14 protein-coding genes are annotated in these 16,534 nt (G+C 62.8%); 6 read left to right on the top strand and 8 right to left on the bottom strand.

Features of this window, described 5'->3' with window-relative positions:
• A partial coding sequence (locus AC2FLX_RS10020) for an arylesterase (RefSeq protein ID WP_496875420.1) occupies positions 1–588 on the bottom strand: 588 nt, incomplete at its 3' end.
• Positions 589–639: 51 nt separating this feature from the next.
• Here AC2FLX_RS10020 and AC2FLX_RS10025 point away from each other — a divergent pair.
• Together AC2FLX_RS10025 and AC2FLX_RS10030 are read left to right on the top strand one after the other, a co-directional pair.
• The gene (locus AC2FLX_RS10025; protein WP_480751805.1) at positions 640–1,335 is read left to right on the top strand and encodes an ABC transporter ATP-binding protein; all 696 of its coding nucleotides are present in this window, start codon (positions 640–642) and stop codon (positions 1,333–1,335) included.
• Complete coding sequence (locus AC2FLX_RS10030; protein WP_496810784.1) at positions 1,332–3,860, top strand: ABC transporter permease; 2,529 nt, start codon at positions 1,332–1,334, stop codon at positions 3,858–3,860. The genes AC2FLX_RS10025 and AC2FLX_RS10030 overlap by 4 nt, the downstream gene beginning before the upstream one ends.
• Positions 3,861–3,886: 26 nt before the next feature.
• Here AC2FLX_RS10030 and AC2FLX_RS10035 read toward each other — a convergent pair whose 3' ends face one another.
• A complete protein-coding gene (locus tag AC2FLX_RS10035) occupies positions 3,887–4,342 on the bottom strand; it encodes an RrF2 family transcriptional regulator (RefSeq protein ID WP_480751803.1) in 456 nt (151 codons plus the stop codon).
• 94 nt (positions 4,343–4,436) lie between these two features.
• Here AC2FLX_RS10035 and AC2FLX_RS10040 point away from each other — a divergent pair, with 94 nt between their 5' ends.
• Positions 4,437–5,006, top strand: coding sequence for a gamma-glutamylcyclotransferase family protein (locus tag AC2FLX_RS10040; protein WP_496810783.1), 570 nt, complete (start codon positions 4,437–4,439; stop codon positions 5,004–5,006).
• Between the two features lie 91 nt (positions 5,007–5,097).
• Here AC2FLX_RS10040 and gltX read toward each other — a convergent pair whose 3' ends face one another.
• Together gltX and AC2FLX_RS10050 are read right to left on the bottom strand one after the other, a co-directional pair.
• Positions 5,098–6,423: a glutamate--tRNA ligase gene (gene gltX / locus AC2FLX_RS10045; RefSeq protein ID WP_496810782.1), complete on the bottom strand. Its 1,326-nt coding sequence runs from the start codon at positions 6,421–6,423 to the stop codon at positions 5,098–5,100.
• A gap of 117 nt (positions 6,424–6,540) precedes the next feature.
• Positions 6,541–6,975, bottom strand: a complete 435-nt coding sequence (locus AC2FLX_RS10050; protein WP_496807303.1) for a DUF1801 domain-containing protein — start codon at positions 6,973–6,975, stop codon at positions 6,541–6,543.
• A 116-nt stretch (positions 6,976–7,091) separates the two neighbouring features.
• On the opposite strand from AC2FLX_RS10050, the gene AC2FLX_RS10055 reads away from it, so the two are divergent.
• Positions 7,092–8,021: an MBL fold metallo-hydrolase gene (locus tag AC2FLX_RS10055; RefSeq protein ID WP_496807304.1), complete on the top strand. Its 930-nt coding sequence runs from the start codon at positions 7,092–7,094 to the stop codon at positions 8,019–8,021.
• Positions 8,022–8,027: 6 nt separating this feature from the next.
• Here AC2FLX_RS10055 and AC2FLX_RS10060 read toward each other — a convergent pair whose 3' ends face one another.
• The 4 genes from AC2FLX_RS10060 to AC2FLX_RS10075 form a co-directional block, all read right to left on the bottom strand.
• The gene (locus tag AC2FLX_RS10060; protein ID WP_496807305.1) at positions 8,028–9,359 is read right to left on the bottom strand and encodes an NAD(P)/FAD-dependent oxidoreductase; all 1,332 of its coding nucleotides are present in this window, start codon (positions 9,357–9,359) and stop codon (positions 8,028–8,030) included.
• 634 nt (positions 9,360–9,993) lie between these two features.
• Positions 9,994–10,197: a hypothetical protein gene (locus AC2FLX_RS10065; protein WP_496807306.1), complete on the bottom strand. Its 204-nt coding sequence runs from the start codon at positions 10,195–10,197 to the stop codon at positions 9,994–9,996.
• Between the two features lie 270 nt (positions 10,198–10,467).
• Entirely contained in the window at positions 10,468–11,106 is a 639-nt protein-coding gene (locus AC2FLX_RS10070; protein WP_496810781.1) for a hypothetical protein, read from the bottom strand.
• A gap of 178 nt (positions 11,107–11,284) precedes the next feature.
• Positions 11,285–12,943 (bottom strand): NAD+ synthase, encoded by a 1,659-nt coding sequence (locus AC2FLX_RS10075; RefSeq protein ID WP_480751794.1) that lies wholly within the window; start codon positions 12,941–12,943, stop codon positions 11,285–11,287.
• Between the two features lie 160 nt (positions 12,944–13,103).
• On the opposite strand from AC2FLX_RS10075, the gene AC2FLX_RS10080 reads away from it, so the two are divergent.
• Together AC2FLX_RS10080 and AC2FLX_RS10085 are read left to right on the top strand one after the other, a co-directional pair.
• Positions 13,104–14,546 (top strand): MORN repeat-containing protein, encoded by a 1,443-nt coding sequence (locus AC2FLX_RS10080; protein WP_496810797.1) that lies wholly within the window; start codon positions 13,104–13,106, stop codon positions 14,544–14,546.
• Between the two features lie 379 nt (positions 14,547–14,925).
• Entirely contained in the window at positions 14,926–16,497 is a 1,572-nt protein-coding gene (locus tag AC2FLX_RS10085; RefSeq protein ID WP_480751793.1) for a 2-isopropylmalate synthase, read from the top strand.
• Positions 16,498–16,534: the final 37 nt, after the last annotated feature.

The following is a 16,534-nucleotide window of genomic DNA, read 5'->3' on the forward strand; positions in this document are numbered from 1 at the left end:
GTTTTCGACAATGGCCGCCACGCCCCTGGCATTGGGATGGATGCCGTCGGGCTGCATCATCTGTTGGACTGCCGCCGGATCGTCCGATCCCAGCCCCGCAAAGAAATTCCCGGCCAGCAAGGTGTCATGTTGCCGGGCCAGATCGGGATAGATTGCATCGAACGCGGCCTTGTACTCGGGCCCGTAATTGCCCGGTGCTTCCATCCCGATCAGCAACACCTCAACCTCGGCGCTGTTCGCAACCGTCAGGACATGATCCAGATTGGCCCGCGCCTCGGCCGGATCAATCCCGCGCAACAGGTCATTACCCCCCAACACCACGATCATAGCGTCCACATCGGGCGTCAGTGTCCATTCGACCCGCGCCGCCCCACCCGCCGTGGTGTCGCCGGACACGCCGGCGTTGATCAGACGCACATCCGCCCCGTTCCCGGCCAGCCATTCGCGCATCTGCGGCACGAAACCCTCCTGCTCGATCAGGCCGAAACCCTGCGTCAGGGAATCCCCCAGCGCCGCAATAACCACCTGTTCGGCACAGGCGGGCGCGCAGATTGCAACCAGCAGGCCAGCGGTTAAACTCTTGCGCATGAACGATTTGGCTCCATATCCAGTCAGGTACCCAACTCACAGGACCCGCCGATGACCGACCCCGTGCTTATTCTCAAAGATGCCTCTTTGTCGCTGGAAAGCAATGCCGGGCGTGTCGATATCCTGCACGACGTTTCGCTGAGTGTTGAGCGCGGCGAAACGCTTGGCCTTGTCGGTCCTTCGGGTTCGGGCAAGTCATCGCTGCTGATGCTGATGGGCGGGCTGGAACAGGCCACGCACGGGTCCATCACCGCCCTGGGGCAAGACCTGACCCGGCTGGACGAGGACGCGCTTGCCCGTTTCCGCCGCGACAACATGGGGGTGGTGTTCCAGAACTTCCACCTCATCCCCACCATGACCGCGCTGGAAAACGTCGCCACGCCGCTGGAACTGGCAGGCCACCGCGACGCCTTTTCCCGCGCCGAGGCCGAGCTGGACACCGTTGGCCTTTCGCACCGGCTCGACCACTACCCCGCGCAACTGTCGGGCGGCGAGCAACAGCGCGTCGCGCTGGCCCGCGCTTCGGCCCCGCGCCCGCAGATCCTTCTGGCGGACGAACCCACCGGTAATCTGGACGAGGCCAACGGCCACGCCATCATCGACCTGCTGTTCGGCCTGCGCGACCGGCATGGGGCGACACTGGTGCTGGTGACCCACAGCCACGAACTTGCGCGCCGCTGCGACCGGGTGGTCCGGCTGCGCGATGGCCGCGTCGATACCGAAACCCGCCGCGAGGCCGCCGAATGAGCCTGCGCCAAGCCGCCCGCATCGCCCGGCGCGAACTGCGCGGCGGATTGCAGGGGTTCCGCGTCTTCCTCGCCTGCCTCGCCCTTGGTGTTGCCGCCATCGCCGCCGTCGGTTCCGTGCGCTCTGCCATCGAGGCCGGGCTGGCCCGCGAAGGCGCCGCACTGCTTGGCGGCGATGCCGAGCTTGAATTCACCTATCGGTTCGCCAGTGAAGACGAGCGCGCCTGGATGACCGGCAAGGCCGATACCCTGTCCGAGGTCGTCGATTTTCGCTCGATGGCGGTGGTCGACCGGGCAGAGGAAACCGACCGGGCGCTGACACAGGTCAAGGCCGTCGACGGGGTGTATCCGCTGGTCGGCACTGCCCGCCTGTCCCCCGACATACCCCTGCCGCAGGCGCTGGCGGGCCGCGACGGGCTGCCCGGCGCGGTCATGCAGCGTGTGCTGATCGACCGTCTGGGCCTGCAGCCGGGCGACACTTTCCGGCTTGGCACGCAGGACTTTGTCCTGATGGCCGCCCTTGTCCACGAACCCGACGGCGCGGCAGACGGGTTCGCTCTTGGCCCGCGCACCCTGGTGCTGACCGACAGTCTTGCCAATTCGGGCCTGTTGCAGCCGGGTACGCTGTTCTCCACCAAATACCGGCTTGACCTGCCCCCCGGCGCTGACCTTGCCGCGACCGCTCGCGAAGCGAAACGCACATTCCGGAACGCCGGCCTGCGCTGGACCGATGCCCGCAACGGCGCCCCCGGCATTGCCGAGTTCGTGTCGCGCCTCGGCGCATTCCTGATCCTCGTGGGCCTGTCCGGCCTTGCGGTCGGCGGTGTTGGTGTTTCTGCCGCCGTCCGCGCCTATCTGACCGGAAAGACCGGCACCATCGCCACCCTGCGCACTCTGGGGGCGGACCGCACCACCATCTTCCAAACCTATTTCCTGCAGATCGGCGCGCTGTCGATCCTCGGCATCCTGATCGGCCTTCTTCTGGGCGGTCTTGCCCCCGTCCTGCTGGCCCCGCTGCTGCAAGCGCAATTGCCGGTACCGGCGGTGTTTTCGCTCTATCCCGAACCGCTGTTCGAAGCCGCGCTTTATGGCCTCATCACCGCCTTCATCTTCACCCTCTGGCCATTGGCCCGCACCGAAGACATCCGGGCCGCCGCCCTGTTCCGCGACGCCCTGTCGGCATCGCGCGCCCTTCCGCGCGTCCGCTACGTGCTGGCGACCGCCCTTGCCCTGGCGCTGCTGGTCGGGCTGGCCGCATCCTTCAACGGCTCGCCCCGCCTCACGCTCTGGACAGCCGCGGGTCTCACCGGTGCCCTGATCCTGCTGGCGGCCTCGGCCTATGGCATCCGCGCCCTCGCCCGCCTCACCCTGCCGGGCGCACGGGGGCGTCCTGCTCTTCGCTGGGCGCTCGCCGCCATTTCCGGCCCACGCGAAGGGGCTGCATCGGTCGTCCTGTCGCTGGGCCTTGGCCTGTCGGTCCTTGCGGCAGTCGGCCAGATCGACGGCAACCTGCGCAGCGCGATCTCGGGCAATCTGCCCGATGTCGCACCCTCCTATTTCTTCGTCGACATCCAGAAAGACCAGATGCCCGGCTTTACCGAACGCCTGTCCAAGGATCCGGCGGTCAGCGGCATGGAAAGCGCGCCGATGCTGCGCGGCGTCATCACCCGGATCAACGGAAAACCTGCCCGCGACGTGGCGGGCGATCATTGGGTGCTGAGTGGCGACCGGGGTGTGACCTATTCCGCCGCCCCACCGCCCAAGGCCCGCCTGACCGCCGGGGAATGGTGGCCTGACGACTATTCCGGCCCACCGCAGATCAGCTTCGCCACCGAAGAAGCACAGGAAATGGGCCTTTCCCTCGGCGATACGCTCACCATCAACATCCTGGGCCGCGACATCACCGCCGAAATCACCTCGTTCCGCGAGGTTGATTTCTCGACCGCCGGCATGGGGTTCGTGTTGTCGATGAACCCCGCTGCGCTGGCCGCCGCACCGCACAGCTTCATCGCCACGGTCTATGCCGAGGAGCAGGCCGAGGCCGCCATCCTGCGCGACCTCGCCACGCAGTTCCCCAACATCACCGCCATCCGTGTCCGCGACGCCATCGACCGCGTGTCCGAGGTGCTGGGCGGGCTGGCAACCGCCACATCCTATGGCGCAGGTGTGTCGTTGCTGACCGGGTTTCTGGTGCTGATCGGCGCCGCCGCCGCTGGCGAACCCGCCCGCCGGCACGAGGCGGCGATCCTGAAAACGCTCGGTGCCGCGCGCCGCCGTATCCTGCTCAGCTTCGCCCTGCGCGCCGCACTGCTTGGCGCGGCGGCGGGCCTTGTGGCGCTGGCGGCCGGTTTGCTGGGCGGCTGGGCCGTCGCAACCTACGTTTTCGAGCTGAACTTCACGGTAATCTGGCCCTCTGCCGTCACCATCATCGGCACAGGGATAGGCGTCACCCTCGCAGCAGGGCTGATCTTTGCCTGGCAGCCGCTTTCGGCCCGCCCCGCGCAGGTCCTGCGGGCCAATGATTGACCCAAGGCATGCGGTTCAGCCCGCGCTCAGGCGCTTTGCCGCAGACAGGCCACCGGCTGCAGGATCTTCAGAAGGTCCGTGTTGTCACATACCAGCGCATCCAGCGTGATCTCATCCAGCGAGGCATAAAAGGCTTGCGCCGCATCCCGCAGCGCCAGCCGCAACCGGCAGGCATCTGTCAGTGGACAGGTATTGTCGGCATCGGCAAAACACTCGGCAATCGGCAGGTTGCCTTCGACATCGCGGAATACCTCACCGATCCGGATCTGTTCGGCGGGCCGCCCCAATGACATCCCCCCGTTCCGACCGCGCTGGGTGCTCAGATAACTGAGCTGGCTCAGCTGGTTGATCACCTGGGCCAGATGGTTTTCGGAGATATTGCATACCTCGGCGATCTCGGCTTTCGTGACCAGCCGGTCCTGATGCGCGGCACAATACATCAACAGACGGATGGCGATATTCGTCCTCTTGGTAATGCGCATGTGTTCCTCCTCGAATTTCACGGTGGAACCTTATTGCACGCGTTCCAAAAAAACTGTTTGACATACATCAATTGCTCACATGACAACAAACCCGATGAAAGACCCGTATTTCTTTGGCTATGGCAGCCTCGTCAATCTCGCGACACATGATTTCCCCGATCCGCACCCGGCCACGCTGCGCGGCTGGCGGCGTGCCTGGCGGCACACCGATCTGCGACCCGTGGCCTTTCTCACCGCCATCCCTGCCCCGGACAGCGAAATCGAAGGCATGATCGCCCATGTACCCAAAAACGACTGGGCGGCACTGGACGAACGCGAATGGGCCTATGACCGGGTGCCCGCGACCCGGGCCATCTCGCACCCGCTGAAGGGAGACGTCGAAATCGCCGTCTACGCCGTGCCGGAACACCGCCACACAGCCCCCTCCGACCGCTACCCGATCCTGCTCAGCTATATCGACGTCGTGGTCCAGGGCTATTTGCGCGCCTATGGGCCGGACGGGGCCGACCGGTTCTTCGCCACCACCGACGGGTGGGGCGCACCGATCTTGAATGACCGGGCCCAGCCGCGTTATCCCCGCCATCAGCAACTCCGCCCGGAAGAGACCGAATTCGTCGACGACCGCCTTGGGGCGATCTCGGCAAAAATCGTCCAGACCGCCTGACGAAAAAGGGCGGGTGCCCACGCGCCCCGCCCCTCTTCATCTTTTCAAAAATACTCTCGCCGAAGGCACGCGCCCGTACGGGCGCGTTCACTCAACCGCGGGCGCGGATCACCTGCATCAACGGCAACAGCGCGGCCATCTCCGGCCCCCGCTCCATGCCGGTGACCGCCTTGCGGAGCGGCATGAACAATCCCTTGCCCTTGCGGCCCGTGGCCTCCTTGACGGCCTGGGTCCACGTACCCCAGGTCTCTCCGTCATACGGGCCTTCGGGCAACAGCGCCATCGCCTCGGCGATGAACGCGCGGTCCTCGTCTTCGATCAGCGGCTCGGCGCCGTCGCGGCACAGCTCCCACCAGCCCTGAAGATCGTTCAGCGTTGTGATGTTCTCGCGCGCCATCAACCAGAACGGCTCGGCCAGATCATCCGGAACGCCTGCTGCCGCCACCGCATCGGCCACGTCCGACAGGGGCAGCATCTGAAGGTACTTGGCGGTCAGCGGGAACAGGTCCTGCACGTCGAACTTGGTCGGCGCGGCGCCGAACCGGGTTACGTCGAACCCGTCGATCAGCTCCGCCATGTCGTTTCGCATTTCAACCGGGTCCGAGGACCCCAGCCGCGCCATCAGGCTCAGCAGTGCCATCGGTTGGACGCCTTGCTCGCGCAGGTCGCGCAGCGCCAGCGTCCCCAGACGTTTCGACAGCGCCTCGCCCTGCGGTCCGGTCAGCAACGAATGATGCGCAAAGCTGGGAGGTGTTCCGCCCAGCGCCTCGATGATCTGGATCTGGGTGGCGGTATTGGTCACGTGGTCGGACCCGCGCACCACGTTCGTCACACCCATTTCGGTGTCATCCACCACCGAGGCCAGCGTGTACAGCACCTGGCCGTCCGCCTTGATCAGCACCGGGTCCGAGACCGAGGCGGCGTCGATCGAGATGTCGCCCAGAATGCCGTCGGTCCATTCGATCCGCTGCTGATCCAGCTTGAACCGCCACACCCCGTCACCACGCTCGGCGCGCAGCGCGTCCTTTTCAGCCTCCGACAGCGCCAGCGCGGCGCGGTCATAGACCGGCGGCTTGCCCATGTTGAGCTGTTTCTTGCGCTTGAGGTCCAGCTCGGTCGGGGTCTCGAACGCCTCGTAGAACCGCCCCATCCCGCGCAGCTTGTCGGCGGCCTCGGCATAGCGGTCCAGCCGCGCGGACTGCCGTTCGACGCGGTCCCACTGCAGGCCCAGCCATTCCATATCCTGCTTGATGGCGTCGACATATTCTTCTTTCGACCGTTCGGGATCGGTGTCGTCGAGGCGCAGGATGAAGGTGCCGCCTGCCTTGCGGGCAATCAGGAAATTCATCAATGCGGTGCGCAGGTTGCCGACGTGGATGTAACCGGTGGGCGACGGGGCGAAACGGGTGGTGGTCATGGGTGTCTCCTGTTGCGCGGCTCTTGTCACATGGGCGGCATTTTGTCCAGCGCGGCTGAACGCGCCTTTTCGGGGCGCGTGCCTCCGGCGGGCGTATTTTTCAAAAGATGAAGCGGCTCAGGTCGGATCGACCGGCCAATGGGCCGCCAGATCGGTCAACCCCGCCCGGATCAGTTCCGCCAGCACGTCCAGGTCTATATCCGCCAGCTTGTTGACATACAGGCAGGACTTGCCGGTCTTGTGTTTGCCCAGCCGGGCAAGGATCTCGCCGAAATCCGCATATCCCGGCATGATATAGATCGAAAGGGCGGATTTGCGCGGCGAAAACCCGGTGGCCAGATAGTCGCCCTCGCGGCCGCTCTTGTAGACATAGTGATACCGGCCATACCCCACGATCGACGGCCCCCACATCACCGGCGCAAAACCGGTGACCCGGCGAAACAACCGGTCCAGTTGTCGCGCATCCCTGGCACGGTCGACGGGATCCACCGACGCCAGAAACGCCTCGACCGCCTGTCCGGTAGGAACGGTTTTGTTATTTGCCTTCGCCATGTCCCGTTTCTACAGCTTTCTCTGACGCCGCACATCCCCTCTGCGCGCGCGCACACTGCCTTATCCGGCAGCCGCACTAATGTCATTTGTCAAAACACCTGTTGGGAGGCTGATCCATGACCGTGAAACTGACCCGCCGTTCCGCCTTGGGCGCCGCTGCCGCTCTGCCTCTGGCCGCAGCCGCAAGGCCCGCATTGGCCGCTGAAACTGGCGCTTCCGAACCGCCCATCGCCCGGTCCTTCAAGCTGGGCGGGTTTTCGGTCAGCACCCTTCTCGATGGCAGCTTTCCCCGCGACGGCGCCAAGGACGTCTTTGGCGCCAATGTCAGCGACGAGGAATTCGCCCGCGTCTCGGCGGAAAACTTCATTCCCGCAGATGCGGCGCAGTTCTTTTTCACCCCCACCCTGATCGACACCGGGTCAGAGCGGGTTCTGTTCGATACCGGCCTGGGCCAGGGCGGCATTCAAAAGGCGCTTGCCGCCGCCGGGACAAGCCCCGACGCCATCGACGTGGTCGTCATCACCCACATGCATCCCGATCACATCGGCGGCCTGATGACAGATGGCGCACCGACCTTTGCCAATGCCCGCTATGTCACCGCCGCAAAGGAATACGACTTCTGGAGCGGGTTGGAAGAAGGCAACCCGGTCCGCGATCTGGTTGCCGGAAATGTCACCCCGCTGGCTGAAAAGATGACCTTTGTCGAAGATGGCGGCGAGGTTGTTTCAGGCGTCACCGCAGTGGCCGCATTCGGCCATACCCCCGGACACACCGTTTACCACATCGAAAGCGGCGACCAGCGTCTGGTGCTGACGGCCGATCTGGCCAATCACTATGTGTGGTCCTTTGCACATCCCGAATGGGAACTCAGCTTTGACGTCGACAAGGCAGCCGCCACGGCCTCGCGCCGAAAGGTTCTGGGCATGCTGGCGGCGGACCGTGTCCCGATGATCGGCTATCACATGCCCTTCCCGGCGGCCGGTTTCGTCGAACCGCGCGGCGACGGGTTCCGGTTTGTCCCGGTCAGCTATCAGATGATGGGCTGAGACAGGTCAATACCCCGGGTCGGGACGCACCCTTGAGCCGTCGGTAAACCGCGACAGGCGGAACGCAGAGGGGTCGACGCAAGGCGTATCGGCGGTCACAAGATCGGCCGTCAGTCGCCCCGCGCCCGGCCCGATGCCGAACCCATGCCCGGAAAAGCCGGTGGCGATGAACATCCCCGGCAGACTGTCAACCTGCGAGATCACCGGAATGGCGTCGGGCGTGACATCCATGTATCCCGCCCAGCTTTGCACGATTTCGGCCGAACAAAGCGCCGGAAACGCCCGGCACGCCCTGGCCCAGGCCTTGCGCACGACCCGCCATGTTGGTTCGGGGTCCAGGATGCGACAATGTTCGAACGGGGTCACATCGGTGGGCAGCCAGGACCGGTTCTGCTGCGCCTCTTCGGCCCAATACCGCGACAACCTGAACTGCAGCGAACTCCAGTCCTGCACAAGCGCGGGCAAATAGCGGTACCCAAGCCGGAAACTGTCCGGCACTATATCGACGATGTTGTCGTGGCCGGATGCGATCGAATACCCGCCATCAGCCCGTTTGCGCATGGCAAAATCGTTGGACCAGAGCGCTGCCTCCGGCAATCCTTCGACCGGAGAGGTTCGCATGGCGGTGTTCAGCACCTTGAGTTGCGGCAGGAAAATATCCGCATTCCCGGCAAACAGCCGTGACCATGCCCCGCCCGCCAGTACGACCTGGCTGCAGGCCACGCGCCCGCGTTCGGTGATGACCCCGGCAACGCGTCCCGCCTCGACATCGACCGAACGAACGGCGCAATTCGCCATTACTGCCGCGCCCCGATCCCGCGCGCCTTCGGCAATCGCCGGCGCGGCCAGTTGCGGTTCGGCACGGCCGTCCTGCGGCATGTGCAGGCCCGCGTTGACCTCTCCGTCATGCCCCGGCAACAACGCGGCCAGCTCGGCCCCGCTCACCAGCCGCGCGCCGGTTTGCAACCCTTCGACATGCGAAAGCCAGCACGCCTGACGTTCGTGACCGCGCCGCCCCGAGTCGGCAAAGAGGATCCCGGCCTGCCTGTACCCGGTGGGGCGGCCAAGTCGTTCGTCCAGTCCCTGCCAGATCCTGCGCGCCTCCTGCATCAGGGGAATCTCGCGCGGGTCGCGCATCCCCAACCGCACCCAGCCCCAATTGCGAGAGCTTTGCTCGGCCCCGATCTGCCCCTTTTCGCACAGAAGAACCGATATGCCTCGTTCCGCGAGCTCCAGCGCGGTCGACGTACCGATTATGCCGCCACCTATGACGACAACATCAACCTTTTTTGGAAGGGCCAGGTCGGACTCGAATGAAGTAGGCTTGGGACCGGGCATCAATGGCTCAAATACAGTTGCATCTGTCCCATTGATGTCGCGCTTTGGCGATCGAAGAAAGCGAAATTGACCCGAACGGATTGCTCACTCTGAAAATGTGGCAACCCGGTCATTCAATTGGTCGCAAGGCGTTTCTTGGGTGCGATCTGCGCCCGGCACAGACGTCACCGAACGCAGATAACCTCGACTTCTCGCGCAAAGTTTTTTGAGCTTGGTCCCGATCCGTTGGCAGTTGGATCAGATCGACGCAATCAGCTCAGACCGCCGTCAACAGGGCGTGAATTGCCCCGATAAACGCAGCCACAGCCAGTGAACTGGCCAAAAGGATGCAAAAAATTTCCAAAGCGTTGAGTTTCATGGCAGCCCCAAGGCAACTGGTTTCTGCGCATGCACATAACGGTTTCGTGACTGAAAAAAAGGGGGTCTCTCAGCCCCGCGGATTTTGCGGCGCAAACCTGCCAGTGACGTTGGCATTCCTTTGCCTAATGGCGCCCAAAGACTCTTTTCGGTCACAGGCGCGCATAGCAATCCCGTTGACCTGTGTCTTTGGGGCACCACTCACATGTCACCCCAAAGACGTGCCGATTCCCCCTCGGCTTTAAAGCCCACTACTTGCACTCACGGGGTCGTGGCATCACTCCTCGACCCGCCATTCTTCACCCAACCACAGCGGGCGCCCCCTCTTGCGCGGCTTGTTGTGCGGGTCCCCCAAAACATTGGCAATCGCTTTGTCGATGCCAATTTCGTCGAACTTGCACCCAAAAGAACGCATCAATTTCCATTCCGGCAAGGAATGGAGAGGCTTGTCATAACCATTTAACATCACACCACCAAACACTGGTCCCAAAACACTCGATACCTTCCGGATTTGATCCCGGAATCCAAAAACTTTTCATGCTCTCAGGAATTGAGAAAGGTGGCTAACCCACTCACAATATGTCAATTCCGCCCCAGTTGAGGCCAAATTGAACCTTAATTGTGTCACAAATGTGGCAATTCTAGTACATTTTGGAAACAGTTTGTCCCCAAAGAAAAAACAACCGCGCGGTGGCGATTGTCTTTTCAGTCTACCCGGCACCGCAAAGGCAGCGCCTTTTCACTTCAAATGTCACGGATCGCGGCGAGTTCCCTTGAGCCGCTCAAAGGGGTCGCTGCGCATTTTCTCGGGCAGGTCGTCGGCGGGTTCGAAATCCGGCAGGTACAGCCCCTCGGTCCAGCGCGCGGGCAGAACATCAACGATCCGGCCCGCGAATTTCGACGCCTGAATCAATCGTTGCCTGATTCGGCCCGCCAGGTCAGGGCGCTTGAGTTCCAGCCAATCCATCCCGCGCCCTGCCAACTCGACCACCCGTTCATGTCCCAAAGTCCAGTAAGACACCAGAACCACGACCAGAAACAGGGCAACAAGCAACGGCAACAGCAATGGTTGCCACAGCATGATCAGCGCGACCGTCGCGATGAACACATGCAGCCAGGTTGGCTCATACCGGTTTTCCCGCACGGGAATCGGTCCGATGAAACCGCCCTTCTTCCTGGCCGGTTTCTCGGTTGCAGGCTCCTTGCGGGGCCGCACGGGTTCGGGCGCCGTGATCCAGCCGCTCCGCTCTTCGACCGGTTCAAGCGACTTGCCGCTCAGGATGGCGTTGATCGCTGCATCCGTTCTTTTTTCGTCCAAACTCCGCTTCGCGCCCCGCATCGAGGCCAGCCTCGGCGCGGTATGAATCGGTTTGTCAAATTCTTCCAACATTGACCCCTCGCATTCCCCCAAATGCTCGGCCAAATCACCGCTACTTCACTGAAGGTGGAAACAATACTCCTGAAATCCGTGAATTGAATCACCCCTCTTGCGGCAATCCTGCCTGCAACCCGACATTTTCGCCGCATAGATGGCAAAATTAAGGCAAAAGAGGGGCCGAATATCGGCTTCAGCTCGGATCGCGCCAGCGATTGACGATGGGATAGCGCCGGTCCAGCCAGAACGACCGCTGGGTCAGACGCGCGCCGGGGGCGGACTGAAAGCGTTTGTATTCACTGATATACAGCAGATGCTCGACCCGCTTGGCCACGTCGCGCTCAAACCCGGCAGCGACGCAATCGGCAATCGAGCCGTCCTGATCCACAAGAATGTCCAGAATCCCATCCAGCACCGGATAATCCGGCAGGCTGTCGCTGTCTTTCTGGTCTTCGCGCAGTTCCGCACTCGGCGGCTTGTCGATGACCGAAGGCCGGATCACCTCGCCCCCAGGCCCCATCATCCAGTCGCGGTGATTGGCATTGCGCCAACGGCAGGTCTCGAACACCCGCGTCTTGTAAAGGTCCTTGATCGGATTGTAGCCCCCGTTCATGTCGCCATAGATCGTGGCATAGCCCACCGCGATCTCGGATTTGTTGCCGGTGGTCAACAGCATCTCGCCAAACTTGTTCGATATCGCCATCAACAACAGCCCGCGCAGGCGCGACTGGATGTTTTCCTCGGTGATGTCCGGCTGCAGCCCCTCGAACACCGGCGCCAGCGTGCGTGTTACCGCCGCCCGGCTTTCCGAAATCGGAACATGATCGTACCGGACGCCCAGCGCCTTCGCCACCGCCTCGGCATCCTCCAGAGACCCGGGGCTGGTATATTCCGACGGCAGCATGACACAACGCACGTTCCCGGCCCCCAGCGCATCCACCGCGATGGCCGCGACCAGCGCCGAATCCACACCGCCCGACAGGCCCAGAACCGCCTTCTTGAACCCGGTCTTGGCCATGTAGTCGCGCAACGACTGCACCATGGTGCGGTAATCCTGCTCCCATTCGTCGGGCTGCGGCGCGATCTCGCCGGGGACGATACGCCAGCCATCGTCGCCACGCTGCAGATCAAGATGGGTCACCGCCTCGTCAAACACCGGCATCCGCAACGCCAGTTCACCGCCGGGGTTCAGCGCAAAGGTGCCCCCGTCGAACACCTGGTCATCCTGCCCGCCAACCATGTTGAGATAGATCAGCGGCAAACCGGTTTCGACAACCCGCGCCACCATCTGATTGATGCGAAGTTCGGTCTTGTTGCGGAAATAGGGCGACCCGTTCGGGATCAGCAGGAACTCCGCCCCGGTTTCCGCCAGTGTTTCCGCCACATCCTCGTGCCAGGCATCTTCGCAGATCGGGCTGCCGACACGCGTGTTGCCCACCGAATACGGCCCCCCCAAAGGTCCGGCGTCATAAATGCGCACCTCGTCGAAAACGGTCTCGTTTGGCAGGTGATGCTTCAGCGCCCGGCTGGCAATCTTGCCGCCCTTCAGAATCAGATAGGCGTTATACAGCTTGCCTTCCTCAACCCAAGGCCCGCCGATGGCAAGTGCCGGGCCGTCGGCGCATTCCTCGGCCAGGGTCTCGATCATCGCGATCGCGGTGTCATGGAACGCAGGCTTCATCACCAGATCCTGCGTGTTGTATCCGGAAATGAACATCTCGGGCAGGGCTACCAGATCGGCCCCCGCCGCGCGCCCAAGCTCCCAGGCCTGCAAGGCCTTGTCGGCATTGCCTGACAGGTCGCCCACCACCGGGTTGAGCTGCGCCAGAGTGATACGGAAACGGTCGGCCATGACGCCCCCCTGCTCTCATCCATTCAAAGCCATTTACCAGATCGCGCCCCGAGGAAAAGGCCAATGGAGCAAAAGACATTGCCCCGCCCTCCCCGGTATCCTAAGTTTCGGCCTACCGAGCAGCGTATTTTTGATGCAATCAAGGCAAACAGGGGCAGCGATGGTCTCGATCCGCAAAACTATGGCAACGGCGGCATTCGCCGCGCTGGCCGGAACCGCCTGGGCCCAAGATGATCAGATCCTGACCACCGAAGACGAAGTCGGCGGCGTCTATGAGGGCACCTTCAAAGGTGGATTGCAGCACGGCATTGGCACCTATCGCCTGCCCAACGGCTACGAATATACCGGCCAGTGGATCGAGGGCGAGATCGAAGGCAAGGGCACCGCGCGCTTTCCCGACGGCTCTGTCTATGAGGGCGAGTTTGCCAAGGGCAAACCGCACGGGCAGGGCAAGATCGTCTATGCCGACGGCGGCACCTATGAAGGTGAATGGAAGGACGGCGTTTTTGACGGCGCTGGCCTTGCGGTCTTCACCAGCGGCAGCCAGTACAAAGGCGAATTCAGGAATGGCCTGCACCATGGCAAGGGAACGCTGCGTGTCGCCGACAACTACGTCTACGAAGGCGACTGGGTCGATGGCCAGCAGGACGGCAAGGGCAAGTTCACCTATGCCGACGGCTCTGTCTACGAGGGCGACGTGCGCGGCGGCGTCCGGAATGGTACAGGCACGGTCCAGTTTTCCGACGGCGTGTCCTATACCGGCGACTGGTCCAATGGCCAGATGAGCGGGGCCGGAACGCTGTCCTATCCCAACGGCGACGTCTACGAAGGCGCGTTCCGCGACGGCCGCCGCGAAGGCAAGGGCAAGACCATCGGCGCGGATGGCGACGTCTACGAGGGCGACTTTCTGGACGATCAGCGCCACGGGCAGGGCACCTTCGTCGGGACCGACGGCTTCCGCTATACCGGCGACTGGACCAATGGCCAGATCGAAGGCAACGGCCGCATGACCTATCCCGACGGCTCGATCTATGTCGGTGCCTTTCAGGCCGATCTGGCCGAAGGCAAGGGCAAGATCACCTATCCCGACGGGTCCAGCTATGACGGCGACTGGATCGCCGGCGTGATCGAGGGCGACGGCACCACGGTCTATGCCAACGGCATCGTCTACAAGGGCCAGTTCCGCAACGCCCGAAATCACGGCAAGGGCGTGATGACATACCCGGACGGCTATCGCTATGACGGCGACTGGGCCAACGGGCTGCGCCACGGCGAAGGCAAGGCCACCTATCCCGACGGATCGGTTTATACCGGCCAATACGCCAACGGCCAGCGCCACGGTCAGGGCGAGATCGTGATGACGGACGGGTTCCGGTATTCCGGCCAGTGGACCGAAGGCAAGATCACCGGCATCGGCACCGCCACCTATGCCAATGGCGACGTCTACGAGGGCAGCTTCCTGAACGGCAAACGCCAGGGCGAAGGCCGGATGCGTTATTCCGACGGTCAGGAAGAAACCGGCACATGGGAAAACGGCGCGCTGGTCCAGAACGACGAAACCGCACAACCGGCACCCGCCGACGGCGCGACGCAAAGCGACTGACCCGCTTCGCCGCTTCTTTCTGGTCGCAAATACCACAGGGAGTTTGAGGGACGGCGTTCCTCAACGAAAATCCAATAGAGCGCGCCGCAGGCGCTCGATTTTCGCACCGTCTCTGCAATCGGTACATTTCGGACAACCCGTGGTCTGAACCATGTACATTTCGGTCATTTTGCCGCTTCCCATTCCCGCACGGGGCTGTATAAACTCCGCCTCATGATCAACCGCGCAGATATCTCCTCCACCGACGTCACCACCCGTGGCGCGATTCTGCGTGGCCTACTGATCCTAATCCGCCTCTGAGCGTGCCACCCGGCGCGCCCGCTCAGAGGAGGACGCCCGCGCGCCAAATGGCTTTAGGACAGACAAGAAAGACACCGACATGACCAACGTGACCGACCAAGACCGCGTCTTGATCTTCGACACCACGCTCCGCGACGGCGAACAAAGCCCCGGCGCCACCATGACCCATGACGAAAAGCTCGAAATCGCCGAATTGCTCGACGAAATGGGCGTGGACATCATCGAAGCCGGGTTTCCCATCGCCTCCGAAGGCGACTTCAAGGCGGTCTCCGAAATCGCCCAGCGCTCGAAAAACAGCCGCATTTGCGGTCTGGCCCGCGCCAATTTCGCCGACATCGACCGCTGCTGGGAGGCGGTGAAACACGCGGAAAAGAACCGCATCCACACCTTTATCGGCACCTCACCGCTGCACCGCGCCATCCCGAACCTGACCCAGGACGAGATGGCCGAAAAGATCCACGAGACCGTCAGCCACGCCCGCAATCTGTGTGAAAACGTGCAATGGTCGCCGATGGACGCAACCCGGACCGAGTGGGACTACCTCTGCCGCGTGATCGAGATTGCGATCAAGGCAGGAGCCACAACAATCAACATTCCCGATACGGTCGGCTATACCGCGCCGATGGAAAGCGCCGATCTGATCAAGCGCCTGATCGAAACCGTCCCCGGTGCAGATGAGGTGGTCTTCGCCACCCATTGCCACAACGATCTGGGCATGGCGACCGCGAATGCCCTGGCTGCCGTTGCAGGCGGCGCGCGCCAGATCGAATGCACTATCAATGGCTTGGGCGAACGCGCCGGAAACACAGCACTCGAAGAGGTGGTGATGGCGCTGAAGACCCGCAACGACATCATGCCCTGGCACACCGGGATCGACACCACCAAGATCATGCATATCTCGCGCCGCGTCGCGACGGTGTCGGGCTTCCCAGTGCAATTCAACAAGGCGATTGTCGGCAAGAATGCCTTTGCCCATGAAAGCGGTATCCACCAGGACGGCATGCTCAAGAACCGCGAAAACTTCGAGATCATGCGCCCCGAGGATATCGGCCTCTCCGGAACGTCCTTGCCGCTCGGCAAACACTCGGGCCGCGCCGCTCTGAAGGACAAGCTGAACAATCTTGGCTACGAGGTTGGGGATAATCAGCTCAAGGACATCTTCGTTCGGTTCAAGGAATTGGCAGACCGCAAGAAAGAGGTATTTGACGATGACCTCATCGCGCTCATGCATTCGGGCGGCGATGCCAGGGATCACCTGCAACTGGTGTCGATGAAGGTCGTCTGCGGCACCGGCGGTCCTGCGGAATCCACCATCGAAATGGAAATCGACGGCAGGGATGTCAGCGCCACCGAACATGGCGACGGGCCTGTTGACGCATCGTTCAAGGCGATCCGCGCGCTTTACCCCAACAAGGCGCACCTGCAACTTTATCAGGTGCACGCGGTGACCGAAGGAACGGATGCGCAGGCCACCGTTTCCGTGCGCCTGGAAGAGGATGGCATGATCGCTACCGGCCAGTCAGCCAACACCGATACGGTGGTTGCTTCGGCCAAGGCCTATGTCAACGCGCTGAACCGCCTGATCGTGCGCCGGGAAAAGGCCGGGCCGGGCGCAGATACGCGCGAGATCAGCTACAAGGACCTGACTTGATCAATTATGATCAAGAGCGGGCCTTGATCGGGTCCGC

It is taken from the genome of Ruegeria sp. YKSF57 (assembly GCF_059612585.1).